This is a genomic window from Nonomuraea sp. NPDC049486 (genome assembly GCF_040676925.1).
Lineage (GTDB): Bacteria > Actinomycetota > Actinomycetes > Streptosporangiales > Streptosporangiaceae > Nonomuraea > Nonomuraea ferruginea.
Genome location: NZ_JBFAPV010000005.1, coordinates 507,630 through 531,924, shown reverse-complemented (window position 1 = coordinate 531,924; position 24,295 = coordinate 507,630). Strand labels below are relative to the sequence as shown.

The 24,295-nt window shown below is 72.6% G+C and carries 20 protein-coding genes; 9 read left to right on the top strand and 11 right to left on the bottom strand.

Features of this window, described 5'->3' with window-relative positions; genetic code table 11:
- Positions 1-367: 367 nt before the first annotated feature.
- Entirely contained in the window at positions 368-742 is a 375-nt protein-coding gene (locus AB0K05_RS18425) for an FKBP-type peptidyl-prolyl cis-trans isomerase (protein WP_148030111.1), read from the bottom strand.
- A gap of 67 nt (positions 743-809) precedes the next feature.
- Between AB0K05_RS18425 and AB0K05_RS18420 the strand changes: the two genes are divergently transcribed.
- Positions 810-1,436 (top strand): SDR family oxidoreductase, encoded by a 627-nt coding sequence (locus AB0K05_RS18420; protein WP_364230294.1) that lies wholly within the window; start codon positions 810-812, stop codon positions 1,434-1,436.
- A gap of 123 nt (positions 1,437-1,559) precedes the next feature.
- Here the strand turns inward: AB0K05_RS18420 and AB0K05_RS18415 are convergent, their stop codons facing one another.
- A complete protein-coding gene (locus tag AB0K05_RS18415) occupies positions 1,560-2,999 on the bottom strand; it encodes a GuaB1 family IMP dehydrogenase-related protein (protein ID WP_364230292.1) in 1,440 nt (479 codons plus the stop codon).
- A 98-nt stretch (positions 3,000-3,097) separates the two neighbouring features.
- On the opposite strand from AB0K05_RS18415, the gene AB0K05_RS18410 reads away from it, so the two are divergent.
- Positions 3,098-3,550 carry a GyrI-like domain-containing protein gene (locus AB0K05_RS18410; RefSeq protein WP_364230290.1) on the top strand — a complete coding sequence of 151 codons (453 nt, stop codon included), beginning with the start codon at positions 3,098-3,100 and terminating at the stop codon, positions 3,548-3,550.
- Here the strand turns inward: AB0K05_RS18410 and AB0K05_RS18405 are convergent.
- Positions 3,547-4,074, bottom strand: coding sequence for a TetR/AcrR family transcriptional regulator (locus tag AB0K05_RS18405; RefSeq protein WP_148030115.1), 528 nt, complete (start codon positions 4,072-4,074; stop codon positions 3,547-3,549). The genes AB0K05_RS18410 and AB0K05_RS18405 overlap by 4 nt on opposite strands.
- Before the next feature lie 91 nt (positions 4,075-4,165).
- Between AB0K05_RS18405 and AB0K05_RS18400 the strand changes: the two genes are divergently transcribed.
- Complete coding sequence (locus AB0K05_RS18400) at positions 4,166-5,395, top strand: FAD-dependent monooxygenase (protein WP_364230288.1); 1,230 nt, start codon at positions 4,166-4,168, stop codon at positions 5,393-5,395.
- A gap of 71 nt (positions 5,396-5,466) precedes the next feature.
- Here AB0K05_RS18400 and AB0K05_RS18395 read toward each other — a convergent pair whose 3' ends face one another.
- Positions 5,467-6,588, bottom strand: a complete 1,122-nt coding sequence (locus AB0K05_RS18395) for a CaiB/BaiF CoA-transferase family protein (RefSeq protein ID WP_271279198.1) — start codon at positions 6,586-6,588, stop codon at positions 5,467-5,469.
- A gap of 152 nt (positions 6,589-6,740) precedes the next feature.
- On the opposite strand from AB0K05_RS18395, the gene AB0K05_RS18390 reads away from it, so the two are divergent.
- The 4 genes from AB0K05_RS18390 to AB0K05_RS18375 all read left to right on the top strand — a co-directional run bounded on the left by AB0K05_RS18390 (position 6,741) and on the right by AB0K05_RS18375 (position 12,014).
- Complete coding sequence (locus AB0K05_RS18390) at positions 6,741-8,291, top strand: protein kinase (RefSeq protein ID WP_364230286.1); 1,551 nt, start codon at positions 6,741-6,743, stop codon at positions 8,289-8,291.
- Entirely contained in the window at positions 8,288-9,271 is a 984-nt protein-coding gene (locus AB0K05_RS18385; RefSeq protein ID WP_364230284.1) for an NAD(P)-dependent oxidoreductase, read from the top strand. Before AB0K05_RS18390 ends, AB0K05_RS18385 begins: the two co-directional genes overlap by 4 nt.
- Before the next feature lie 129 nt (positions 9,272-9,400).
- Entirely contained in the window at positions 9,401-10,750 is a 1,350-nt protein-coding gene (locus AB0K05_RS18380) for an FAD-binding oxidoreductase (RefSeq protein ID WP_271279376.1), read from the top strand.
- Between the two features lie 4 nt (positions 10,751-10,754).
- On the top strand, positions 10,755-12,014 hold the full coding sequence (locus AB0K05_RS18375) for a cyclopropane-fatty-acyl-phospholipid synthase family protein (RefSeq protein WP_364230282.1): 1,260 nt from the start codon (positions 10,755-10,757) through the stop codon (positions 12,012-12,014).
- On the opposite strand, the gene AB0K05_RS18370 is transcribed toward AB0K05_RS18375, so the two are convergent.
- Both AB0K05_RS18370 and AB0K05_RS18365 read right to left on the bottom strand, forming a co-directional pair.
- Positions 12,015-12,824: an alpha/beta hydrolase gene (locus tag AB0K05_RS18370; RefSeq protein ID WP_148030122.1), complete on the bottom strand. Its 810-nt coding sequence runs from the start codon at positions 12,822-12,824 to the stop codon at positions 12,015-12,017.
- Positions 12,825-12,926: 102 nt separating this feature from the next.
- On the bottom strand, positions 12,927-14,462 hold the full coding sequence (locus AB0K05_RS18365; protein ID WP_364230279.1) for a long-chain fatty acid--CoA ligase: 1,536 nt from the start codon (positions 14,460-14,462) through the stop codon (positions 12,927-12,929).
- A 148-nt stretch (positions 14,463-14,610) separates the two neighbouring features.
- Between AB0K05_RS18365 and AB0K05_RS18360 the strand changes: the two genes are divergently transcribed.
- Both AB0K05_RS18360 and AB0K05_RS18355 read left to right on the top strand, forming a co-directional pair.
- On the top strand, positions 14,611-16,152 hold the full coding sequence (locus AB0K05_RS18360; protein WP_364230276.1) for a GMC family oxidoreductase N-terminal domain-containing protein: 1,542 nt from the start codon (positions 14,611-14,613) through the stop codon (positions 16,150-16,152).
- Between the two features lie 51 nt (positions 16,153-16,203).
- Complete coding sequence (locus tag AB0K05_RS18355) at positions 16,204-17,043, top strand: alpha/beta hydrolase (protein WP_364230274.1); 840 nt, start codon at positions 16,204-16,206, stop codon at positions 17,041-17,043.
- On the opposite strand, the gene AB0K05_RS18350 is transcribed toward AB0K05_RS18355, so the two are convergent.
- From AB0K05_RS18350 to AB0K05_RS18330, 5 genes are all read right to left on the bottom strand, one after another.
- Complete coding sequence (locus AB0K05_RS18350) at positions 17,003-18,124, bottom strand: methyltransferase domain-containing protein (protein WP_364230272.1); 1,122 nt, start codon at positions 18,122-18,124, stop codon at positions 17,003-17,005. The two genes, AB0K05_RS18355 and AB0K05_RS18350, sit on opposite strands and share 41 nt — an antisense overlap.
- A 229-nt stretch (positions 18,125-18,353) precedes the next feature.
- The gene (locus AB0K05_RS18345) at positions 18,354-20,705 is read right to left on the bottom strand and encodes a penicillin acylase family protein (RefSeq protein ID WP_364230269.1); all 2,352 of its coding nucleotides are present in this window, start codon (positions 20,703-20,705) and stop codon (positions 18,354-18,356) included.
- An 8-nt stretch (positions 20,706-20,713) separates the two neighbouring features.
- Positions 20,714-22,990, bottom strand: a complete 2,277-nt coding sequence (locus AB0K05_RS18340; protein ID WP_364230267.1) for an FtsX-like permease family protein — start codon at positions 22,988-22,990, stop codon at positions 20,714-20,716.
- Positions 22,987-23,697, bottom strand: coding sequence for an ABC transporter ATP-binding protein (locus AB0K05_RS18335; RefSeq protein ID WP_148030129.1), 711 nt, complete (start codon positions 23,695-23,697; stop codon positions 22,987-22,989). The genes AB0K05_RS18340 and AB0K05_RS18335 overlap by 4 nt, the downstream gene beginning before the upstream one ends.
- A complete protein-coding gene (locus tag AB0K05_RS18330) occupies positions 23,694-24,221 on the bottom strand; it encodes a PadR family transcriptional regulator (protein ID WP_148030130.1) in 528 nt (175 codons plus the stop codon). The genes AB0K05_RS18335 and AB0K05_RS18330 overlap by 4 nt, the downstream gene beginning before the upstream one ends.
- Positions 24,222-24,295 lie beyond the last annotated feature (74 nt).

Genomic DNA, 24,295 nt, shown 5'->3' with positions numbered 1-24,295 from the left:
TACCCGGAGTCGGGACCTCGGGCGGATGTGGTGGACCCGGGGGAGAGGGCTCCGAGGTGGCGAGTGGCATCACCGGACGCGGGGAGCCGGGGATGTGGGGGATCCTGGCGGTCTGCTCGGAGTCGGGACACCGGGGGATAGGGCACTGAGGAGGCGTCACCGGACGCGGAGGACGGGGACGTGCGCGGTGGCCGGAGGACCGCGGCGGTCGTGCCCGGACGCTGGGGCCGGGGACGTGCGCGGTGGCGGGAGGACCGCGGCGGTCGTGCCCGGGACGTGGTGAATATCCCGGCGGGTGATGTCGTGAAGCTTCGGGTGGAGGACGTAGGCTCCCGGCGGGTGGGCCGGGAGCCGGGGGGTCGGCGGGTCAGCTGACGCCGAGGAGGTCCACGACGAAGATGAGGGTCTCGCCGGGCTTGATGCGGGCGCCCGCACCGGCGTTCCCGTAGCCGAGGTGCGGCGGGATGACGAGCTTGCGGCGGCCGCCCACCTTCATGCCGGCGACGCCCTGGTCCCAGCCCGCGATCACGCGCCCGCCGCCCAGCGGGAACTGGAACGCCTGGCCGCGGTTCCAGGACGCGTCGAACTCCTCGCCGGTGGAGAAGGCGACGCCGACGTAGTGGACGCTGACCTGATGGCCGGGCTTGGCCTCGGGACCGTCCCCGACGACGATGTCCTCGATCTCCAGGTCGGCGGGCGGGTTGCCGCCCGGGAAGTCGATCTCCGGCTTCGAGAGTGCCACGAAGTGCTCCTGTTGACGATGGCAATGAACCCGACGACTCTACGCGGTCGGGATATCGTCGGCTTCCATGACCGCCCCGACACCCGACGCGATCCTGCTCGACGGGCGCGTGGCCGTGGTCGCGGGGGCGGCGCGCGGGGCGGGACGGGCGATCGCCGAGGCGCTGGCGGCGTTCGGGGCGCGGGTGGCGGCGTGCGACCGTGACAGGCCGCGGGGTGATCTGGCGATGACGGTGAGGCCCGGCGACGCGATGGCGGCGGAGGTGTTCGCGCGGGCGGTGGCCGACCGGTGGGGCCGGGTGGACGTGCTGGTGACGAGCGCCGGCGGCTTCGACGAGCCGGCCGCGCGCGACGAGCGGGCGGTGTTCGAGGAGCACTTCGGCCAGGTCACGGAGCTGATCCGGCGGATGCTGCCGCTCATGCGCGCGGGCGGCGCGATCATCAACGTGAGCTCGGGCGAGGCCCGGCGGGCGGCGGTGTACGGGGCGATGAGGGCGGCCCTGGAGAGCCTCACCGCGACGCTGGCCGTGGAGCTGGCGCCGCGCGGGATCCGGGTCAACGCGATCGCGCTCGGCGGGCCGCCTCCCGGGGGGAAGCGGCCCGCGGAGGAGGCGGCCGGCGCGGCCGTCTTCCTGGCCGGCGACCTCGCCAGATCAGTCACCGGCACGACCGTACGGGTGACGACGACCGGCTGATGGCCGGACCGGCGGGTCGTCCGCACGACCGCGCGGGTGATTACGACCGGCGGGTCGTCCGCACGACTGCACGGGTGACCACGATCGGCTGATCACCGTACGACCGCGCGGGTACCACGAGGGTCACCAGCTGATGTGGACCGGCATGCCCTCCGAGTAGCCCGAGGAGCTCTGGACGCCGACGACGGCGCGCTCGTGGAACTCCTCCAGCGTGGTCGCCCCCGCGTACGTGCAGGCGGAGCGCAGCCCGGCCACGATCGCGTCGATCTGGTCCTCCACGCTGGGCCGGCGCGGGTCCAGGTACATGCGCGAGGTGGAGATCCCCTCCTCGAACAGCGCCTTCCTGGCCCGGTCGAAGGGGCTGTCGTCGGCGGTGCGCAGCCGGACGGCGCGCGCGGACGCCATCCCGTAGTTCTCCTTGTACTTACGCCCGTCGGCGTCGGTGTGGGCGTCGCCCGGCGACTCGTACGTGCCGGCGAACCACGAGCCGACCATCACGTTGGCCGCCCCCGCCGCCAGGGCCAGCGCCACGTCGCGGGGGTGGCGGACGCCGCCGTCGGCCCACGCGTGGCGGCCGAGCCTGCGCGCCTCGGCGGCGCACTCCAGCACGGCGGAGAACTGCGGCCGGCCCACCCCGGTCATCATCCTGGTGGTGCACATGGCGCCCGGCCCCACGCCGACCTTGACGATGTCGGCGCCCGCGTCGACCAGGTCGCGCACGCCGGCGGCGGTGACCACGTTGCCGGCCGCGACGGGCACGTGCGGCCCCAGCGCGCGCACCGCACGCAGCGCCGTGGCCATCTTGTCCTGGTGCCCGTGCGCCGTGTCGACGACCAGGCAGTCGACGCCGGCTTCGAGCAGTTCCTTGGCCTTGGCCGCCACGTCGCCGTTGACCCCGACGGCGGCGGCGACGCGCAGCCTGCCGCGGGAGTCCACGGCCGGCTGGTAGAGGGTGGCGCGCAGCGCGCCGGTACGGGTGAGGATGCCGACCAGGCGGCCCGACTCGTCGACGATGGGGGCCAGCCGGTGGCGCCCGTCGTGCAGCCGGTCGAACGCCTCGCGCGGGGCGAGCCCGGCGGGCAGCGTGAGCAGCTCGCTGGACATCACCTGGGCGAGCTGGGTGTACATGTCGACGCCCTGGCAGTCGGCCTCGGTCACCACGCCGACGGGGCGGTTCTCCCAGTCGACGACGATGACGGCGCCGTGCGCGCGCTTGGGCAGCAGTTGCAGCGCCTCGCCGACGGTATCGTGCGGGGTGAGCACGAGCGGGGTGTCGTGGACGAGGTCGCGCTTCTTCACCCAGTCGACCACGTCCGCGACGACGTCGAACGGGATGTCCTGGGGGATCACCACGATGCCGCCGCGGCGGGCGACGGTCTCGGCCATGCGCCGTCCGGCGACCGCGGTCATGTTGGCCACGACGAGCGGGATCGTGGTGCCGGTGCCGTCGTGCGTGGACAGGTCGACTTCGAGCCGGGACCCGACGGAGGAGCGGGACGGCGTCATGAAGACGTCGCTGTAGGTCAGGTCGTACGGCGGCGCCATGCCGTTGAGAAATTTCACGTTCATCCATCTTATGAGGTGACTGCTTCTACCAAACATTTCCCCCTTTCTCGGGGGCTTATGATCGGCCGGGATGCTCAATGGGGGAGGGAGGGCGTGTGGACGTCACCGAGCGGGACGAGATGATCGTCGTCGGATTCGCAGTACGCACCACGAACGCCGACGAAATGGACCAGGCGCGGGCGAAGCTGCCGGTCCTGTGGCAGCGGGCCGGTGCTCCGGGGGCCTTCGCCCACGTGCCCAACCGCGTGGGGGAGAACCTCTACGCGGTGCTCACCGACTACGAGAGCGATCATCACGGCGCCTACACACAGATCGTCGGCACGGCCGTGCGCACGGTGCCGCGGCTGCCTGAGGGCATGGTGGCGGTGCGGGTGCCGGCCGCCACGACGATCAAGGTGGAGGCGCGCGGCCCGATGCCGCAGGCGCTGGTCGAGGCCTGGCAGCAGGTGTGGAAGCACACCGAGTCGGGCGGCACGCCGGCCAGGGCGTTCACCACCGACGTGGAGGTGCACCACCCGGGGGGCGTCGACCTCTACGTCGCGGTCTAGAAACCGAGCGCGGCGGCCGCGACCTCGACCGCCGTCGGCTTGACCTCCTCTACGGGCAGGTGGGCGTACTCGACCGAGCAGTCGGCGAGGCCGCCCAGCGCGATCGTGGCCCGGATGCGCTGGGTGGTGGTGAGATCGTCGCCGAGCAGCAGGGCGACGAGCCGCTGCCGCCATTCGATCATGCGCTTGCCCAGGTCGAGGTAGGACAGCACGGACAGTTCGCGCACCACCATGACGATCACCTCGCGGTGCCGCCAGATCATGTCGAAGTAGTCGTCGAGCAGCTCGCGCGGATCCCCGCCGGGCTGCCGGCCGGCCACGAACCGCTCCATGTCGTCGACGAGCGGCTGGACGATGCTGCGCACCAGGTCGTCGCGTGAGGAGAAGTGGTAGTAGAGGGCCGGTTTGGTGATGCCGAGCCGGTCGGAGATCTGGCGCAGGCTGGTGTTCTGCACGCCCTGGCGCACGAACAGCTCGCGCGCCACCGCCTGGATGCGCGCCCTGGTGTCACTCGGCCTGGCCATGGATCAACCCTAATCCTTACCTATCGTTAAGTAAGCCCTTGTGGCGGCCGTCGCCGGTATTTTACCATCCGGTAAGTAAGGAGGGATGTCCATGCGCGTCCTCATCTCCGGCGCCAGCGTCGCCGGCCCCGTCCTCGCCTACTGGCTCACCCGCTACGGGTTCACCGTCACGGTCGTCGAACGCGCCCCCGCGCTGCGCAAGACCGGCGGCCACGCGGTCGACCTGTTCCGGCCCGCCGTCGACATCGCCGCCAAGATGGGCGTGCTCGACCGGATCAGGGCCAGGAAGACCGGCACCGAGCTGCTGACCTTCCACGTCCCCGGCCGGTCCCGCCCGGTGCGGATGAGCACCGGGAAGCTCATCGCCGCGTTCTCGGAGCGGCACGTCGAGATCATGCGCGACGACCTGGGCGAGATCTTCTACGAAGCCGGCCGCGACGACGTCGAGTACGTCTTCGACGACTCCATCACGGCCATCGGCGAGGACGGCGAGGTGGCGTTCGAGCGCGGGCCGTCGCGCCGGTTCGACCTGGTGGTCGGCGCGGACGGGCTGCACTCGAACGTGCGCCGCCTGGTGTTCGGCCCCGAGGAGCGCTTCGCCACCTGGATCGGCGCCTACCTGGCGGTGGCGTCCGTGCCGAACTACCTGGGCCTCGAAGGGCGCATGGAAGGCGTCTCGGCCGTCGACCGGATCATCGGCCTGTACTCGGCGGCCCACCTCCCGGACGCGCGGGCCGTCTTCCTCTTCCGCACCCGCGAGCCCCTCGACTACCACTACAGGGACGTGCCCAGGCAGAAGGAGCTGCTGCGCGAGCACTTCGCCGGCCTCGGCTGGGAGGTGCCCCGGCTGCTGGCCGAGCTGGACACCACGCCCGCGTTCTACTTCGACAGCATCACCCAGCTGCGCATGGACACCTGGTCGCGCGGGCGCGTCACGCTCGTCGGCGACGCCGGCTACTGCCCGGGACCGGCCGTCGGCGGCAGCACCAGCCTGGCCGTGGTGGGCGCGTACGTGCTGGCGGGCGAGCTCGCCGCGGCGGGCGGCGACCCCGCGCGGGCGTTCCCCGCGTACGAGGCCGAACTCGGCGCGTACGTGCGCGGCAGCCGCGACCTGGCGCTGGGCATGGCGAAACGGCTCGTCCCCGGAGGCCGGTTCGACCTGTGGGCGCTCGTCCAGGCGGCCCGCGTGCTCGACCACATCCCGGACGCGGTCATCAGGGCGGCCGGCCGGCTCGGCGGCAGGAGCGCGCGCCTGCACGACGCCGTCACCCTCAAGGACTACTCACCGTACGAGACGGCACGCGGCACGGCCCGCGCCTGACCAAGCGCGACCCGGGGAGCGGTGCCGCGCCCACGCCGCTTCGACGACCGGCTCGCGCGCGCGGCCCGCGCTCAGCCGAGCACGCCCTGGGCGCGCAGCTTCTCCGCCGCCTCAGCCGGGATGCCCCAGGCGGACAGGTCGTCCAGCCGGGTCGCCGGGGCCAGGTCGGGGTCCGGCGCGCCGAGCAGCCGGGGCGCGGGCATCGGCTGGCTCAGCCCGCCGACCTCGACGAAGCTGCGCCGGGCCGCGTTGTGCGGGTGCGCGGGGGCCTCGTCCATCGACAGCACCGGCGACACGCACGCGTCGGAGCCCTCGAACACCGCCTCCCACTCGGCCCTGGTCCGCTTGCGGAACTCCTCCGCCAGCCGCGCCCGCAGCGCCGGCCACTGCGCCTGGTCGTTGCGGTCCGGCAGGTCCGACAGGCCCATGAGGGACACCATCGCCTCCCAGAACTGCGGCTCCAGCGATCCCACCGCCAGGTAGCCGCCGTCGGCCGTCTCGTACGTGTCGTACATGGGGGCGCCGGTGTCGAGCAGGTTGGTGCCGCGCGGCCCCCACATGCCGCTGCTCACGCCCTGGTAGAACATCGCGAACAGGATCGCCGCCCCGTCGACCATGGCGGCGTCGATCACCCGTCCCAGGCCGGTGCGCTCCCGCTCGAACAGCGCCAGCAGCACCCCGTACGCGAGCATGAGGCCGCCGCCGGCGAAGTCGCCCAGGATGTTGATCGGCGGGGTCGGCTTGCCGCCCTCGCGGCCCAGCATCGACAGCACGCCGGAGACCGCGATGTAGTCGATGTCGTGCCCCGCCGTGGGCGCCAGCGGGCCGTCCTGGCCCCATCCGGTCATCCGGCCGTAGACGAGCCGCTCGTTGACCGCGTGCAGGTCGTCGGGCCCGATGCCGAGCCGTTCGGCCACGCCCGGCCGGAACACCTCGATCACCACGTCGGCGTGCCGGGCCAGTTCCTTGAACGCGGCCACGCCCTCGGGGGACTTCAGATCCAGCCCGACCGAGCGCTTGCCGCGGTCCATCACGTCGGTGCGCGGCCGGTCGGAGACCGCCTTCACCCGGTCGACCCGCAGCACCTCGGCGCCGTGGTCGGCGAGCATCATCCCGGCGAAAGGACCTGGTGCCAGCCCCGCCAGCTCCAGCACCCGAACCCCGGACAGCGGACCCTGACGAGCGTTCGACATCGGCGTCTCCTTCTCATGACCGGCAGGCGAACAGTCACCCAAGTAGAACAATATTCGGTGTGCTCTGGCAAGACGCCTTCCTGACCACCCCTCAGAGGCAGGTGAGGTATGGGAAACTTGCCCACTATTCGGGTGGTCAACAGGGGTAGGACATGGATGCGGATAGCGGCCGGCTGATCGCCAAGCGCTACGAGTTAGTACGCGCGCTTGGCCGCGGTGGGATGGGCGTGGTCTGGGAAGGCCACGACACGCTGCTCGACCGGCAGTGCGCGGTCAAAGAAGTGGTGCTGCCCGCGGGCCTGCCCGACGCCGACCAGGAGCGTCAGCTCGTCCGCACCGCGCGGGAGGCCCGCACCGCCGCCCAGTTCAACCACCCGTCCGTGGTCGCGGTGTACGACGTGGTGGAGGAGGACGGGCGGCCCTGGATCATCATGGAGCTGGTGCGCGCCCCGTCCGTCGAAGAGGTCGTGGCGACCATGGGCGCGCTGCCGGTGCGGCAGGCCGCCGACGTCGGGCGCCAGGTGCTGTCCGCGCTCGTCGCCGCGCACGGGCAGGGCATCCTGCACCGCGACGTGAAGCCGAGCAACGTGCTGCTCACCGACGACGGCCGGGCGGTGCTCACCGACTTCGGCATCGCCACGGCCGAGGGCGAGTCCTCGCTCACCAAGACCGGCATGGTGACCGGCTCGCCCGGATTCCTGGCCCCCGAGCGGGTGCGCGGCACCGAGGCGGGCCCGGCCTCCGACCTGTGGTCGCTGGGCGCCACCCTCTACGCCACGCTGGTCGGCCGCTCGCCGTTCGAACGCGGCGAGCCCATGGACACGCTCAAGGCCATCCTCGACGAGGAGCCCGACTACCGGCGCATCCCGCCGATCATGCACCCGGTGCTCCAGGGGCTGCTGCGCAAGGACCCGGCCGAGCGGGTGACCGCCCAGGAGGCGGACGAGCTGCTCGACGCCGTCCTCCAGGCCAGGCCGGCCGCCGCCGACCGGGACGCGCCCGGCCCCCGCGTGTCGCGCGGGCTCGGCCGCGCCGTCGTGGCGGCCGCCGCGGCCGCCGTCGTGGTCGTGGCGGCAGGCGCCGTCGCGTACTTCAGGTCCGCCGGACCGGCGGAGGGCACCGCGCAGCTCGCCCAGCGGGCCGCGGCGACCAGCCCGATGCCGAGCGCCCCGCCGTCCGCCACGCCGACGCCGACGGCCAGCTCCACGCTCGCGCCGACGCCCGCCCCGACCAGGACGAGGCCCGTGGTGCGGCCCTGGACCTCGCCCGCCGGCTGGTCGATCGAGCGGCCGGCCGGCTGGAAGGGCGCGCGCGGCGAGCACCACGCCGAGTGGACGCACCCGCACCGGATGGGGCACCTGGCCGTCGAGGCCGTCTACGCCAGCCTCGACCCGCACCAGCTCCTGCGCGACGAGGAGGAGGCGTTCAAGTCCGCCGGGGGCGCCGGCGTCCTGCGCGACGCCGGCCGCAGGAAGGTCAGCCACAACGGCGCGAAGGCCGTGGAGTGGGAGTTCACCTGGGTGGCCGAGGCGGGCGGCGGCACGCCGTGGGCCGCGCCCGGCATGAAGTACCACGAGGTGCGCCGGGCCGTGACGATCGGCGAGACCGCCTACATCCTGTCCTGGACCTTCACCGAGGCGCAGTGGCAGCGCAACACCGGCCTGATGCGCCAGGTGATGGAGAGCTTTACGGTGGGCGCATGACGCCCTGGAACCTGCTGGCGCTCCCGCCGCTCCCCGTGGACCTGATCCGCCGGCTGCTCGCCCCGCTCGGCGACCGGGTGAGCGTGCGCGCGCCCGCCACGCGCGACCGCGCGGCGCTGCTGGCCGCGCTGCCCGAGGCGGAGATCGTGCTGGGCGACTGGACGGGCGAGCTCACGCTGGACGCCGCGGCCGTGGCCGCCGCGCCCCGGCTGGCGTTCCTGCAGCAGCCCTCGGTCGGCGTCGACGGCCACGACCTGGCCGCGCTGGCCGCCGCCGGCGTGCCGGTGGCCAACACGGCGGGCGTCAGCGCGGGCGCGGTGGCCGAGTGGTGCGTGGCCGCCGCCCTGGCGGTGACCCGCAAGCTGGCCGCGGCCGACGCGGCCGTGCGCGCGGGGGAGTGGCCGCAGCAGGCGCTCCAGCCACGGGAGCTGGGGGCCGCCCGGGTGGGCGTGGTCGGCTACGGGCCGATCGGGGAGGCGTGCGCCCGCCTGTTCGGGGCGTTCGGCGGCAGGGTCTCCTACTGGACGCGCACGCCCCGGGAGGACCCCCGCTACACCGCGCTGGAGGACCTGCTGGAGACCAGTGACGTGGTGGTCGTGGTGATCGCGCTGTCGGAGGAGACCCGCGGCCTGATCGACCCGCGCCGGCTCAAGCGGGGCGCCGTGCTGGTCAACGCCGCCAGGGGCGGGGTCGTGGACCAGGACGGGCTGGTGGCGGCGCTGCGCTCGGGGCATCTCGGGGGCGCGGCGCTGGACGTGTTCGACGCCGAGCCGCTGCCTCCCGGCGACCCGCTGCGCGAGCTGCCCGGAGTGCTGCTGTCACCGCACGTCGCCGGCGTGACCCAGGAGGCCACCGGCCGCCTGATGACCGTCACGCTGGACAACCTGGCCGCGGCCGTCGAGGGCCGCGAAGTCGTCAACGTGGTGAATGGCGTTTGTCAGCCAATTACGCGGAAATACTCGGATTCACCGGCTTCTTAGGCTTGTAGCTGGCACGATGAACAGTTTTCGTGTCTTTAACGCCCCCGGTCTGTTCCATGTTGTCCCGGAGAGATAACGTTCTGTCGACGATCTCTGCCGGCTCCAGGGGGTGCTTGCGTGAAGACGACGATGTCGACACACCGACGGGCAGTAGAGCACATCCGGCGCTCCTACGCCGAGATTCCCGGCGACGCCGCGCCGCGCCTGGCCAAGGCCACGTCCAACCTGTTCAGGTTCCGCGACTCCGGCAAGACGGCCGGGCTTTCCGCCAGGGATCTCGACGAGGTCATCAGCGTCGACCCCGAGACGATGACCGCCGAGGTCCAGGGCATGACCACCTACGAGCACCTCGTGGACGCCACACTCCGCCACGGGTTGATGCCGTACGTCGTCCCCCAGCTCAAGACCATCACCCTGGGCGGGGCCGTGACCGGGCTCGGCATCGAGTCGACCAGCTTCCGCGACGGCCTGCCCCACGAGTCGGTCGAGGAGCTGGAGATCCTCACCGGTGACGGCCGCGTCATCGTCGCCCGTGACGACAACGAGCACCACGACCTCTTCCGGGCCTTCCCCAACTCCTACGGCACCCTCGGCTACGCGCTGCGCCTGCGCATCAAGCTGCGCAAGGTCCATCCGTACGTGCGGCTCACCCACGTCAGGTTCACCGACGCCGACAAGTGCATGCTGGCCATGCAGGAGATCTGCGAGAGCATGGAGCACGACGGCGAGCCGGTCGACTTCGTCGACGGGGTCTTCTTCGGCCCGCAGGAGCTCTACCTCACCGTCGGCCGCTTCGCCGACCGGGCGCCCTACACCTCCGACTACACCGGCATGCGCATCTACTACCAGTCGATCCGGCAGCGCGGCCGCGACTGGCTGACCGTGCGCGACTACCTGTGGCGCTGGGACACCGACTGGTTCTGGTGCTCGCGCGCGTTCGGCGTGCAGCAGCCGATGGTCCGCACGTTCATGCCGCGCCGCTGGATGCGCTCCGACGTCTACCGCAGGCTCGTGGCCCTCGACCGCAAGCACGGCGTCACCGCCCGCATCGACCGCTGGCGCGGCCGGCCGGTGCAGGAGTCGGTCATCCAGGACGTCGAGGTGCCGGTCGAGCGGGGCGCGGAGTTCCTGGAGTTCTTCCACGGCGAGGTCGGCATGACGCCGGTCTGGATGTGCCCGCTGCGGGCGAGCTCCCGCTGGCCGCTCTACCCCCTGGAGCCCGGGAAGCTGTACGTGAACTTCGGTTTCTGGGGCATGGTGCCGCTGCCGCGGGGGCGGTTCGACGGCCACCACAACCGGCTCATCGAGAACGCGGTGCACGAGCTCGACGGGCACAAGTCGCTCTACTCGACGTCCTTCTACGGCCGCGACGAGTTCTGGCGGCTGTACAACGGCGACACCTACTGGCCGGTCAAGCGGGAATACGATCCGAGCGGCCGCCTGCTTGATCTGTACGACAAGTGTGTGCGGGGAAGGTGATGTGATGGCTCTCGCGTCCATCTTCGAGAAGATCGTCGGCACGGACGCCGGCATCGCGTTCATGGCGTATGACGGCAGCAAGGCGGGACCCGACGGCGCCGACGTCACCCTTGAGGTGAAGTCGCCCATCGCGGTGGCCTACCTGGCGCAGGCCCCCGGCGAGCTGGGGCTGGCCCGGGCGTACGTGTCGGGCCACATCGACGTGCACGGCGACCTCTACACCCTGCTCGACCGGATGTGGAACATCACGACCAACGACCTGACCCCGGCCGAGAAGGTCGCCGCGGTCCGCTCGCTGGGGCTCAAGCCGCTGCTCATGCGCGTCCCTGTGCCGCCGCAGGAGGTGCGCACCAGCGCGCTGGCCAGGCTGGGCTCGCGCCACGCCAAGCAGCGCGACGCCGAGGCCATCCACCACCACTACGACGTGTCCAACCGGTTCTACTCGTGGGTGCTCGGCCCCTCCATGGCCTACACCTGCGCCACCTTCCCCTCCGAGGACGCGACGCTGGAGGAGGCCCAGTTCGCCAAGTTCGACCTGGTGGCCCGCAAGCTCGGGCTCCGGGAGGGCATGCGGCTGCTCGACGTCGGCTGCGGCTGGGGCGGCATGGTCATCCACGCCGCCCAGCACTACGGCGTCAAGGCGCTCGGCGTGACGCTCAGCCGCCAGCAGGCCGAGTACGCGCAGAAGGCCATCGCCGAGGCCGGGCTGCAGGACCTCGCCGAGGTCCGCCACATGGACTACCGCGACGTCACCGAGAGCGACTTCGACGCCGTCAGCTCCATCGGCCTGACCGAGCACATCGGCAAGGACAACCTGCCCGCCTACTTCGGTTTCCTCAACGGCAAGCTCAAGCCCGGCGGCCGGCTGCTCAACCACTGCATCACCCGCCCCACCGGCAAGGAGAAGACGTTCAACAAGGGCGGCTTCATCAACCGCTACGTCTTCCCCGACGGGGAGCTGGAGTCGGTCGGCTACCTGATCAGGCAGATGGAGGACAACGGGTTCGAGATCCGCCACGAGGAGAACCTGCGCGAGCACTACGCCAAGACGCTGAGCCACTGGTGCGACAACCTGGACGCCAACTGGGAGGACGCGGTCCAGGAGGTCGGCATGGGCACCGCCCGCGTCTGGGCCCTCTACATGGCGGGCTGCATCGTCGGCTTCGAGCGCAACAAGATCCAGCTCCACCAGGTGCTCGGCGTCAAGCTGGATGACCAGGGGCGCTCCGGCATGCCGCTGCGCCCGTCCCGCGACTGGCCCTGATCAGCTCTCCAGCACCTCGTACAACGTCTTGGCGAACTCGGCCGGGTGCGTGAGGAAACCCACGTGCCCGCCGGGGAAGCCGGCGATGTCCAGCCCGAGCTCCTCGGCGAGGGCGAGGGCGGTGCGGTGGCCGACGGTGGACCCCGTCTCGCCGCCCGTGGCCAGCGTGAACTTGCCGCCCCGCAACGCCTCCAGGTCGGGCACGTAACGGACGAACGACCGCAGCTCGTACGCCACGCAGAAGGACATGTTGGCCTGGACCCGCGCCAGCATGTCGGCGACCGGAGGCGGCAGCCCGGCCGACGCCTCCGGCGGCGCGGCGACGCCGAGCAGGGCGCTCAGCGCCCGGACCGCCGCCGGCGCGCCCTCCCGCTCGTACGTCTCGTACACCTCCTGGAAGGCGGCGTGCCAGCGGTCGGCGTCGGGCAGCAGCTCGATGAGGAGCGGCTCGTGCGCGACCGCCGCGCGCACCTGCTCGGGACGGGCGGCCAGCAGGTCCATCACGACCATGCCGCCGTAGCTCGTGCCGAAGAGGTAGGCGGGCTCCCGGCAGAGCGCGCGCAGCAGCAGGTGCGCGTCGCGGGCGTGCTGGGGGATGCGCTGCTCGCCGATCGGGGAGGTCAGCCGGCTCCGCGAGTTGCCGCGCGGATCGTAGGTGATCACGGTGTAGTGGTCGGCGAGCAGTGCGGCCAGCGGCGCGAACGCGCCCGCGTCCCCCTCGCCGCCGTTCACCAGCAGCAGGACCGGGCCGGACCCGCGCAGCTCGTAGTACAGCTCGGCGCCGGGAACGGCGAGCGTGCCAGCTTCCATGCGATCCTCCGATGTTCGTGAGCCGTACACGAACAGATCGCGGACGCGGGGGAAAGCGTTTCGCTCCTGGGCCCCCTCCCTCCGGAAGGGGGCCTGCGGGGCTCAGCGCAGCTCGCGCTTGAGGATCTTGCCGGTGGCCGTCATCGGCAGCGCGTCGCGGAACTCCACGATCCTCGGGTACTTGTAGGCCGCCATGTTGTCCCTGGCCCAGGCGACGAGCTCGTCCTCGGTGAGGCTCGCGCCCGCGTCGAGGATGACGTACGCCTTGACCTCCTCGCCGTGGGAGTCGTGCGGCACGCCCACCACCGCCGCGAGCGAGACCGCCTCGTGCGTCATGAGGATCTCTTCCACCTCGCGCGGGTAGACGTTGAACCCGCCGCGGATGATCATGTCCTTGGCCCTGTCGATGATCGAGTAGTAGCCGTCGGCGTCGCGGGTGGCGATGTCGCCGGTGCGGAACCAGCCGTCGCGCATCACCTCGGCGCTCGCCTCGGGCCGGCCGTAGTAGCCCTTCATGATGTTGTGGCCGCGGATCGCGATCTCGCCGGGGCCCTCGCCCTCGACCGTCTTCCAGTCGTTGTCGATCAGCTTCATCTCCACGCCCCAGATCGGGGTGCCGATCGTGCCGGGCTTGGCCGGGCGGCCCGGCTGGTTGAAGCTGGCCACCGGGGCGGTCTCGGACAGGCCGTAGCCCTCCAGGATGCCGATGCCGAAGGTCTGCTCGAAGTCCTTGAGCACCTCGACGGGGGAGGCGGAGCCGCCCGCCACCGCGACCTGCAGCGTGGCCGGGGGCTCCGCGCCCTCGGCGTGGATCTTGGTGAGCATGGCCCAGTACATGGTCGGCACGCCCGCGAAGAACGTGGCCTCCTCGCGGCGCATCAGCTCCAGCGCCTCGCCCGGCTCGAAGCGCGGCATGAGCACCAGCTTGGCGCCGCGCATGAACCCGGTGTTCATGACCACCGTCTGCCCGAAGGAGTGGAACAGCGGCAGCACGCCCATGTAGGTGTCGCCGTTCTCCGAGCGCGGGAACATCTTGTCGTTGACCATGACGTTCATCAGCATGTTCTGGTGGCTCAGCTCGGCGCCCTTGGGCTGGCCGGTGGTGCCCGAGGTGTAGAGGATGACGGCGGTGTCGTCGGCCGAGGTCTGCACGGTCTCGAACTCGCCGGACATGCCGTTCAGCGCCGCCCAGACCGACTCCCCGTACTCCGACTCGGTCGCCAGCGGCGTGGCCGGCAGCACGAAGAAGTGGTCGCAGCCCTCGGCCCCCTCGAACCCCGCCCGGCCGCGCTCGCCCAGCGGCAGCTCGGGCGTGCCCTCGAAGCAGAACAGCGCCTTGGCGTCGCTGTCGTCCAGGTGGTAAGTGATCTCCCTGGACTGCAGCAGCACGTTGAGCGGCACCACGGTCGCCCCGGCCTTGAGGATGCCGAAGTAGACGAACGGGAAGTACGGCAGGTTGGGACAGGCGATCGCGACCTTGTCGCCCTTGCCGATGCCCCGCGAGACCAGCAGGTTCGCGACCTGGTTGGCCACGGTGTCGATCATGGAGTACGGCAGCAGCATGTCGCCGAAGACGACGGCCGTGTTCTCCGGAGTGTTCCTGGCACTGTCTTCCAGGACGATCGACAGGTTGAGCATGACGCCTTCCCTCCTTGTTGGGCCTTCGGCCACATCTTCGCAGCGGGGGCATACCAACCGGTAGGTAGCTCAGGTTACAGATGCATATGGACGCGATGCCGCCGCTGGAGTAAGCAAGTAACAAGTTACTCGCCCCTGGGAGGGGTCCATGGAGTACGACTACGTGATCGTCGGAGCCGGTTCGGCGGGGTGCGTGCTGGCGGCCAGGCTCTCGGCCGACCCCGCGGTGTCCGTGGCGCTCGTCGAGGCCGGCGGCCAGGACGACAAGCTCGAGATCCGCATGCCCCTCGGGTTCCCCAAACTCTTCAAGACCCCGTACGACTGGGACTTCACCACCGCGAAGCAGGGCGAGATGGCCGGGCGCGAGCTCTACTGGCCGCGCGGGCGGGTCCTCGGCGGCTCCTCCTCGCTGAACGCCCAGATGTGGGTGCGCGGCTGCGCCCTGGACTACGACCAGTGGCGGATCCCCGGCTGGGGGTACGAGGACGTGCTGCCGTACTTCCACCGGGCCGAGCGCCGCGTCGGCAGCAACCACGGCGGCGTCTACGGGACCACCGGCCCGCTGCTCATCTCCGAGCTGCGCAGCCCCAACGTCACCACCGCCGCGTTCCTCAAGGCCTGCGAGGAGCTCGGGTTACGCCGCCTGGACGAGCTCAACGGCCCGTCCAACGAGGGCTACAGCCCCACCCCCGTGACCCAGGACCGGGGCCGCCGCTGGAGCGCCGCGGACGCGTACCTGCGCCCCGCGCTGCCCCGGCCGAACCTCACCGTGATCATCGAGGCCCCCGTGGACCGGATCACGATCGAGGACGGGCGCGCCACCGGCATCGAGCACAGCGGCGGCGCCCAGATCAGGGCGAGGCGCGAGGTCATCCTGTCGGCGGGCGCCATCGGCTCCCCCCACCTGCTCATGCGCTCCGGCGTCGGGGCCGGCGACGAACTGCGCGACGCCGGCGTGCCGGTCGTGCGCGACCTCCCCGAGGTCGGCAAGAACCTTCAGGACCACCTGTCCACCGGCGCCTTCGTCTCCTGCACCAAGCCCGTCACCCTCACCAGGGCGGAGTCCGTCGCCAACCTGCTGCGCTACCTGGTGTTCCGCTCCGGCATGCTCACCTCGAACGTGGGCGAGGCGGTCGCCTTCATCAGGACCTCCCCGGAGGAGCCGGCCCCCGACATCGAGCTGATCTACGCCCCGGTGCCGTTCAAGGACCACGGCCTCACCCCGCCCACCGGCCACGGGCTGACCGTCGGCGTCGTGCTGCTGCAGCCCGAGAGCCGGGGCAGGATCGGCCTGAACGGCCGCGAGGTGGTGGTCGACCCCGCCTACCTGAGCGCCGGCGTCGACGTCGAACGGCTGACGGCCGGGCTCAAGACGGCCAAGCAGGTGTTCGCCACCAACGCGATGAAGCAGTACGCGGGCGGGCCGATGCCCCCGTACACCATGCCGGAGAGCGACGAGGAGATCGCCCAGTGGATCAGGGAACGCGGCGAGACCCTCTACCACCCCGTCGGCACCTGCCGGATGGGCGTGGACGAGGCGTCGGTCGTGGACCCGTCGCTGCGCGTGCGCGGCGTGGCGGGGCTGCGGGTGGCGGACGCCTCCGTCATGCCGACCCTCAACCGGGGCCACACCCATGCCCCGGCGGTGATGATCGGTGAGAAGGCGGCCGACCTGATCGCCGAAAGCTGATCGGCCCCGGACGCCCCCGCACGGGCGTCCGGAATGTTAGGTTGCGCAGTCATGGAGATCAGAACCGTCCACGCCAACGGGGTGGAGTTCTCGTATCTGACCGTGGGGGACGGGCCGCTGGCGCTGTGCCTGCACGGCTTCCCCGACACCGCGCACACCTGGCGTCACCTGCTGCCCGAGCTCGCCGGGCGCGGCTACCGCGCGGTCGCGCCCTTCACCCGCGGCTACGCGCCGACCGAGATCCCCGCCGACGCCGCCTACGAGGGCGCCGCGCTCGCCGCCGACGTCCTCGCGCTGCACGAGGAGCTCGGCGGCGACGAGCGCGCGGTGCTCGTCGGGCACGACTGGGGGGCGTTCCCCGCGTACGCGGTCGCCGACCGGTTCCGGGCGGCCGTGACCATGGCGGTCCCGCCGCCCGCCGCGCTGCTCGCCGGGCTGATGGACTACGACCAGCTCAAGCGGTCGTTCTACGTGTTCCTCTTCCAGACGCCGCTGGCCGAGTCGGCCGCCGCCACCCCGGGGTTCCTGGACCGGCTCTGGCAGGACTGGTCGCCCGGCTACGACGCCTCCGACGACCTCGCCTTCGTGCGCCGCAGCATCGGGGAGCCGGCCAACCTGGCGGCGGCCATCGGCTACTACCGGGCCATGATGGGCACCACCCCGCCCTCCGGGCGCTACCCGGATCCGGGCAGGGCGGAGTCGACGCCCATCCTCTACCTGCACGGCGACCTCGACGGCTGCCTCGCGCCCGACGTGGTCAAGCAGGCACTGCCGCACCTGCCGCCGGGCTCCCGCGCCGAGCTGGTGCCCGGCGCGGGCCACTTCCTGCACCTGGAGCGGCCGGACGTGGTCAACCGGCTCGTCCTCGACTGGCTCGCCGCCGTTCCCTGAGCCGCAGCACGGCCAGTACGGGGTGCCGCCCCGAGAGGCTGACCTCCACCCGCTCCACGGTCTCGAACCCCGGCGGGTCCCCGCCTTCGTCGTACGACAACGCCACCACCAGCCCGTCGCGGGCCAGCACGCGGCGGATCTCCCGCCACAGCCGTTCCGGCTCCCGGGCGAGCTCACCGGCGGGCGGCACCTGACGCCCCCACGGCGGATTCACCAGCACCCGATCGACACTGCCCCCGGCCACCGGCACCCGCCCGGCGTCAGCCACCCCCCACCGGAACCTCGTGCCCCTGCCCGTGCGGATCCCGCCGGCCGGGCCGCGGAGGTCAGCCGTGCGGCGGGGTGCGCCGTCCGCGCCGTCCGCGCCGTTCTCGGCGTGGCGGGCGTTCTCGCGGGCGGCGGCGATGGCGGCCGGGTCGTGGTCGAGGCCCAATAGGAGGGCCTGCGGCGCGAGCGTGGCGGCCTCGATGAGGGTGGTGCCCGCGCCGCAGCACGGGTCCAGGACCGTGCGCGCCCCGGCGAGCCGGGCCAGACCGGCCATGGCGGCGGCCAGCGGCGGGTGCAGGGTGCCCCGGATCGAGGCCGTCTTGTACGGCCTGCGGTGCAGCGGCCGGCCCGCGATCCGTACCGCGATCACCGCCCGGTCGCCCTCGATCGTGACCCGCCACGCGACGCACCCGCCGGGCGGCGCCGCGCCGCCCGAGCGCGAGTGGTACGGCGACCCCAGCCGCCGCGCCAGCTCCGCCCCGACGGCGTCCTCGATCTCGAACCGCGTGTAGTTGCGCCGCCCCACGAACGACGCCGAGACCTCGATCCCCGGCTGCGCGGGGACGCCGGGGTGCGTGATCGTAAGGGCGGCGGCGGCCAGGCGGCGCAGGGCCGCGCGGGCGGGCCCGACACCGTCCACGACGGCCGCCACCAGCAGCACGTCGTCGGCCGTCCGCAGCCCTGTCAGCCCGGCCCAGGAGCCCGAGGGCTCGAACCACACCTCACGATGGCGCAGCCCGCTCACCCGGCCCAGCCGTGAATTCCGGATCTCCGCGGCGACCAGCGGTTCGATGCCACGAACCGACCGTGCCACGGCAAGAGTGTGCGCGGAAGAACGCGCCCGGCGTCCCTCCGCAGGTTGCGAATCTCGCACCTGTCTTCTCCCACGTCGCGACCCGGGACGGCGGCAGGCCGTCCCGCATCGCCGGCGGTGGGTCGTCCGCGACCCGCCGGCGGGTCGCTAACGCAGGTAGAAGAACGTCACGCGGTCACCTTAGCGATCATCCGCCGGCGACCACCACGGGTTTTCCACCAGGCCCGCGTCAACGCAGTGACACCGTCGTGAGCCCCGGATACGCCCTGATCTCGGCCTCGGTGAACCGCCCGGTCACCCACCGGCCGCGCGAGAACAGCTCGGTCTGGTCGGCGTGGTGCGGCGAGGTCGAGTCGGCCGACAGGGAGTACGTCAGCACGGTGCGGGCGCGCGGCCCGGACGGCGTCAGCTCCACGGCCATCAGGAAGCTGGAGCCGGTGTCGACGTCCTCATAGCGGCCTTCCTCGCCGAGCGCGCCGCGGGCGCGGATCCGGTCGAAGCACCCCTCCGCCTCGGTGCAGCCCGGCACCGGGACGGCGCCGTACCACTGGGCCTGCCCCGGCGTCAGCGTCAGCGGGAGGTCGTTGACCCTGAAGAACCGCACGGCGTCGGCCAGCGCGGCCGGCACCGCCGGGTCGGCGAGGTCGAGCCCGCGCGGTGTGGTGAGCGGGTGCTCGGGGTCGAACGGCACCTTCCACCAGCTCCTCGGCGGGATGACCCCGCCGTCGGGCCGTCTCCGCGGGCGGTGCAGGCCCAGGAAGAACTCACGCCACAGGATCGCGCCACGGCTGTCCAGGCGGGCCCGCCCGTCCCAGGCCGTCAGCGTGGCGCAGGCCCGGCGGACGTCGACCTTCTCGCCGTCGCTCGCCGTCATCACGGGCTTGGCCCGGCACAGCGCGCGCAGATCCGGGCGGAGCAGCTCGGCACTCAGGTTGCGCTTGCCCGTCGCCGTCCGCTGGAGAGTGTCCAGCGTGAAGCCGGGGGCGCCGAGCCCGTCGTCGCCCGACAGCCGCTGGGCGATCATGTCGAGGCCGACCCGGGTGCGCAGGTCCCGTTGTGTGCGGGTGTCGCCGAAGATGCGCGGATAGTCGGTGAGCGGGGCGTCCGGGTTGGTCAGCCAGGGGTCGGCGTTGGCGTTGGTCACGTAGTCGGCGCGGGCCAGCCGGGGCTGGGCGGCGGGGCCGAAGACGCCCGGCTCGATCGCGTCCGCGTCCTCGCCCCACAGGCAGGCCGACGTGGACCCGTCCAAAATGAGCGTCTCGGGGTCGTCCCCGGCGCGGCAGCGATCCGCCTGCTCGTCGGTGACGTGCGGGACCACCGAGGCGTCGGCGAAGTACGTCTCGCCGCCGGCGTCCGCGGCGAGCGTGTAGACGAAGGGCATCCCCTGGTAGGTGTCCTGCGCGCGGCGCAGCCCGGCCAGGTCGCGGGCGGCGCCGATGGCCAGCCACTCGTCGGCGAAGCGCAGATTGGCGGCGTTGACGTCGGCCAGGGCGATCGCCGTCCCCTCCGTCCAGCCGGCGGCCAGCACCGGGCCGTACCTGGAGGTGTACAGGGTGGTGGCGACGGCGCGGGTCGCGCCCCCGGCGTCCCGGACGGTGACCGACACCTCCTGCCGGCCCATCGGCTCGGGCCGGCCGTCCACCAGGTACGTGGTGCGCCGGCCCGGCACCAGCTTGAGCCGGTACAGGGTGAAGCGCTGGGCGTGGGAGACGGTGTGCGTCCAGGCCACGCTCGCGTTGTGGCCGATCTGGACCATGGGGGTGCCGTACAGGCTGCCGCCCGACACGTCGAGCACGCCCGGGATGGTCAGGTGGACCTGGTAGAAGCGGCGGCTGCCGTTCCACGGGAAGTGGGGGTCGGCCAGCAGCATGCCGTGACCGCTGCGGGTGGCCTCGCGCCCGAGGGCGTAGGCGTTGCTGCCGGGGGCGCTCACCTTCTTCTTCCTGTCCGGCTGCTTCGCCTCCTCTTCCTCCTGCCCGGAGGCGGCGATGGCCTCCTTGAACGAGGAGCTTCCGGCCAGGCGGCCGAGGTCGAGCAGGTTCATCCAGACGTCCGTGGCGGTGATGGGGCCGACCCAGTCCTTGCCCCGGCAGGCCGGGTCGGGCAACCCGGCCACGCCCGTCTCGCTCAGGTAGCGGTTGAACCCGGCCACGTAGCCGTCCACGAGCGCCCGCACCTCGGCACCGGGGCCGTGGGGCGCCGGGCGGGCGAGCACCCGGCGCAGCACGCCCGACGCGTGGACGCTCTTGTAGTACACGTCGCTGGCCAGGTTGGAGACCGGGTCGACGGCGTCGTCCGACATCGCCTCCGCGCCGAAGTGGCGCGACCGCTCGCCGCGCAGGGTGAGCGCCCACGAGGCCATGACGCACAGGTTGTCCTCCGCGAAGGCGTAACCGTAGCCGTAGCCGAGGCCGCCGTGGTCCTTCGCGGAGATGTGCGGAATGCCGTACTCGGTGCGCCTGATGTCGGCGGCGTAGCGGCCTTCGGCGGCCCCCGCCGGCCCGGGCGCCGCCACGAGGAGGGAGGCGGCCAGCGCGGCCGCGAGCGGCGCGGCCAGCCGCCGGACACATGTCTTGATCATCGGCGGTCCTATTCGAAGCGGGCGTTGTCGGGGGTGGTCACGCGCTTGAGCAGCGGCAGACCGGCGAGGGCGATCAGCAGGGCGGCCAGCAGCCCGCCGCCGACGGTGAGGAAGTAGGCGGGGCCCGGCATCGTCGCCGGGGCGCTCTTGATCGCCAGCTGGTCGATCACCGGCCCGGCCACGCCGAAGCCCGCGCCCGCCGCCACCAGGGCGGCCAGCACCACCGGGACGGCCGTCTCCAGCAGCATCACCCTGGAAAGCGTCCGTGTCGGCGTGCCGCACAGCCGCAGCAGCGTGAACGGCTGCCTGCGCTCCACCACGCCGCCGGCGACCGCCACCAGCAGGCCGCAGCCCGCCACCAGCAGGGTCAGCGCGACGATGGCCAGCGCGACGCGTTCCACCTGGTCCAGCAGCACCGCGCGGGCCCGGGTGACCTCGGCGAAGGTCTGCGGTGTCTCGGCGCTGCCGGAGAGGGCGACGTACGGGTTGAGCAGCGTACGGATCCGCTCACGGACGACCGGGTCGGCCGCGTGGATCAGCACCGCGGCCAGGGGCCGGTCGGCTGTGGCCGTGTCGGCCTTGTTGCCCGCGTCCACGACCGGCAGGTTGCGGTCGACGGAGAGCATGTTGTCGCTGGTCAGCAGTCGGTTGAGGTCGGCCGTCACCGCGTGGACGCCCGGGGCGCACCGGCCGAGCGCCGGGAAGGCGGCCAGGGCGTCGCATTCGACCACGTGCCCGAGCAGGAAGTCGAGCCTGCAGCCGGGGCCCGGGTCGCACGGCGGAGGGCCGTCGGGCAAGGCAGGCGTATCGGCCCTGCGGTAGATCGGCAGCACGGTGACGCCGGGATGGGCGCGTAACTTGGCCAGCAGCTCGGCCGCCGTGGCGGGCGGCAGAGGCTGACCCTCGGCGGCGTCGGCGTACCCGAACGGCGCCCGCATGACCTCGTTCAGCGTGCCGCCACCCGCCGCCTCCTGGCCCGAGACGACGGCGGGCACGATCCCGGCGACGGCCGTGCCGATGAAGACCGCCAGCACGATCCCGTTCACCGACCGGAAGGCCCCCTTCGGGTCGGCCGCCAGCCGCTGCGCTGCCAGCAACGTCGCCGCGCCGCGCGTGACGCGGGCGGCCAGCCGCGCGGCCAGCATCGTCAGCCACGGCCCGGCCACCACGAGACCGACCATGATCAGCGCCAGGCCGGCGTCGACGAGCACCGCGTCCGGGTCCTCGCCGCCCGCGAACACCGGGCCCGCGAACAGCCCCAGCCCCGCCAGCAGAGGGAGCACCCGCCACCATCCCGGGGCGGCGGCCCGCACCTTACGCGCCGCGCCGAGCGGTGTGATCCGCACCCGGCGCAGCGACCACAGCGCGGCGCCGGCGGCGGCGAACGGCACGCCCGCGACCACGGCGCCGTATTGGAGCGCGGTCGGCGCGACCACGTCGGGGAAGAAGCGGGAGCCGGTGACGGCGACGCCGGCCAGGGCGGGCCGCACCGCCTGGAAGACCGCGACGCCGGCGAGCGCGCCCAGCAGCGCGCCGAGCGCCGCGTCCACCGACGCGATCACGTTGATCTGCCGCGCGGTGGCGCCCGCCAGCCTGATCGCCGCGAAGCGCGCCTCGCGGCGGGCGGAGGCCAGCCGGGTGGCCGTGCCGACGAGGACGAACAGCGGGAAGATCAGGCCGATGGCGGCGATGCCGAAGCCGTGCTCGTAGAGGGCCGCGGTGTCGTCCGCGGGCGGGGTGGTGGCGACGGCGTCGACGGCCACGGTGCCGGCCATAGCGGCCAGCTCGCCGGGGGTCCGGCCGACGACCACGACCAGGTCATCAGGGCCGGACAGCGCCGCCCGCCCGATCAGCCCGGCGCGGTCGCCGGGGAAGCGGCCGGCGAGCTGCTCGCGCGGCACGGCGTCCATCAGCTCGGCGAGCGCGGGCGAGACGTAGTGGCGCCCCGCGCCGGGCAGCTCGGGGACGCCGGGCACGGCCGGCGTGGGCGTTCCGTCGAGGACGGCGACGTCGAGCCGCTTGATCGGGCGGCCGGCGTAGGAGTCCTGGCGGTGGTTCCACAGCACGGCGCCCGGGGTGGCGCCCAGGGCCCAGCCGCCCGGCGCGGAGCCGGTCGTGCACTCCCAGCACGGGCGGTCAGCGGTAACCTGGAAGGCGTTGAACAGCGCCACCGTGGACAGCAGCACCGTCACCCCCATCGCGACGGACGCGGTGACGAGCGCCAGCCGGACGGCCGCCTCCCGGCCGCCGCGCAGCGACAGCCGCAGGCCCAGCCAGAGCGTCATCGGACGGCCCCGCCGGCGTAGGGGTCGGTGACCTTGCCGTCACGCACCATGACCTCCCGGTCGGCGCAGGCGGCGACGCGGGCGTCGTGGGTCACCACGATCACGGTCACGCCCTCCTGACGGGCCAGGCCGACGAGCAGTTCCATGACCTTCTCGCCGGCGAGCGAGTCGAGCGCGCCGGTGGGCTCGTCCGCGAAGATCACCTGGGGCCGCGTCACCAGCGCCCTGGCGATCGCCACCCGCTGCGCCTGCCCTCCGGACAGCTCGCCGGTGCGCCGCTCGCCCAGGTCGTCCAGCTCCAGCCGCCGCAGCCAGCCGCGCGCCCGATGGTAGGCCTGCTTGCGCCCGGCCCTGCCGAGCAGCAGCGGCAGGGCGACGTTGTCGGCCACCGTGAGCTCCGGCACCAGCTGGCCGAACTGGAAGACGAAGCCGAACGCCGTGCGGCGCAGCTCGGACCGCCTGGCGTCGCTCAGGGTGTCCAGCCGCCGCCCGCCGAACCAGACCTCGCCCGCGTCGGGGGTGAAGACGCCGGCCAGACAGTGGAGCAGCGTGGACTTGCCGGAGCCGCTCGGGCCCATGATCGCCAGGATCTCCCCCGCGGTCACGGAGAGGTTCGCCTCGCGCAGCGCCCGCGTACGGCCGTGGGAGCGGTCGACGGAGCGGGCCTCCAGCAACGGTCCGGGCACAGGAAGGCCGTCGACGGTCATGACTGCCGCACCGTCTCCGCCAGCGCGCCCAGGCGGGCCGTGGTCACGTCGATCCAGCGCAGGTCGGCCTCCAGGTGGAACAGGGCGTGGTCGGCGAGCAGGGCGTCGACCAGGGCGCCGGAGCGTTTGATCTCCGACAGCTCACGCATGCGCCGCATGTGGGTGGCGCGCTGCGCGTCGAGATAGCCGTGCGCGTCGTGGCCCAGCATCAGCGCCAGCACGACCTTCGTGAACAGGACCGTCTGCAGCAGCGGCTCCGCGGCCACCGGCTCGGCCAGCCACGCCTCCACCTCCTGCCTGCCGACCGGGGTGATGGCGTAGCGCTTGCGGTCCGGGCCCTCACCGGGCTCGCTCTGACCGGCCGTGACCTTGCCGTCCCTGGCCAGGCGGCCGAGCGTGGAGTAGACCTGCCCGAAGGGGAGCGGCTTGCCCCGGCCGAAGTAGGTGTCGTAGGCGCGCTTCAGGTCGTATCCGTAGCTGGGCTCGCGATCCAGCAGGCCCAGGAGGGCCAGGGGGACTGTCATGGCGGACGACTATACACCGGAGGTATATACCCGGTGTATACGTGGCTCCGGATGAAAGGTACGTACGGTGTACG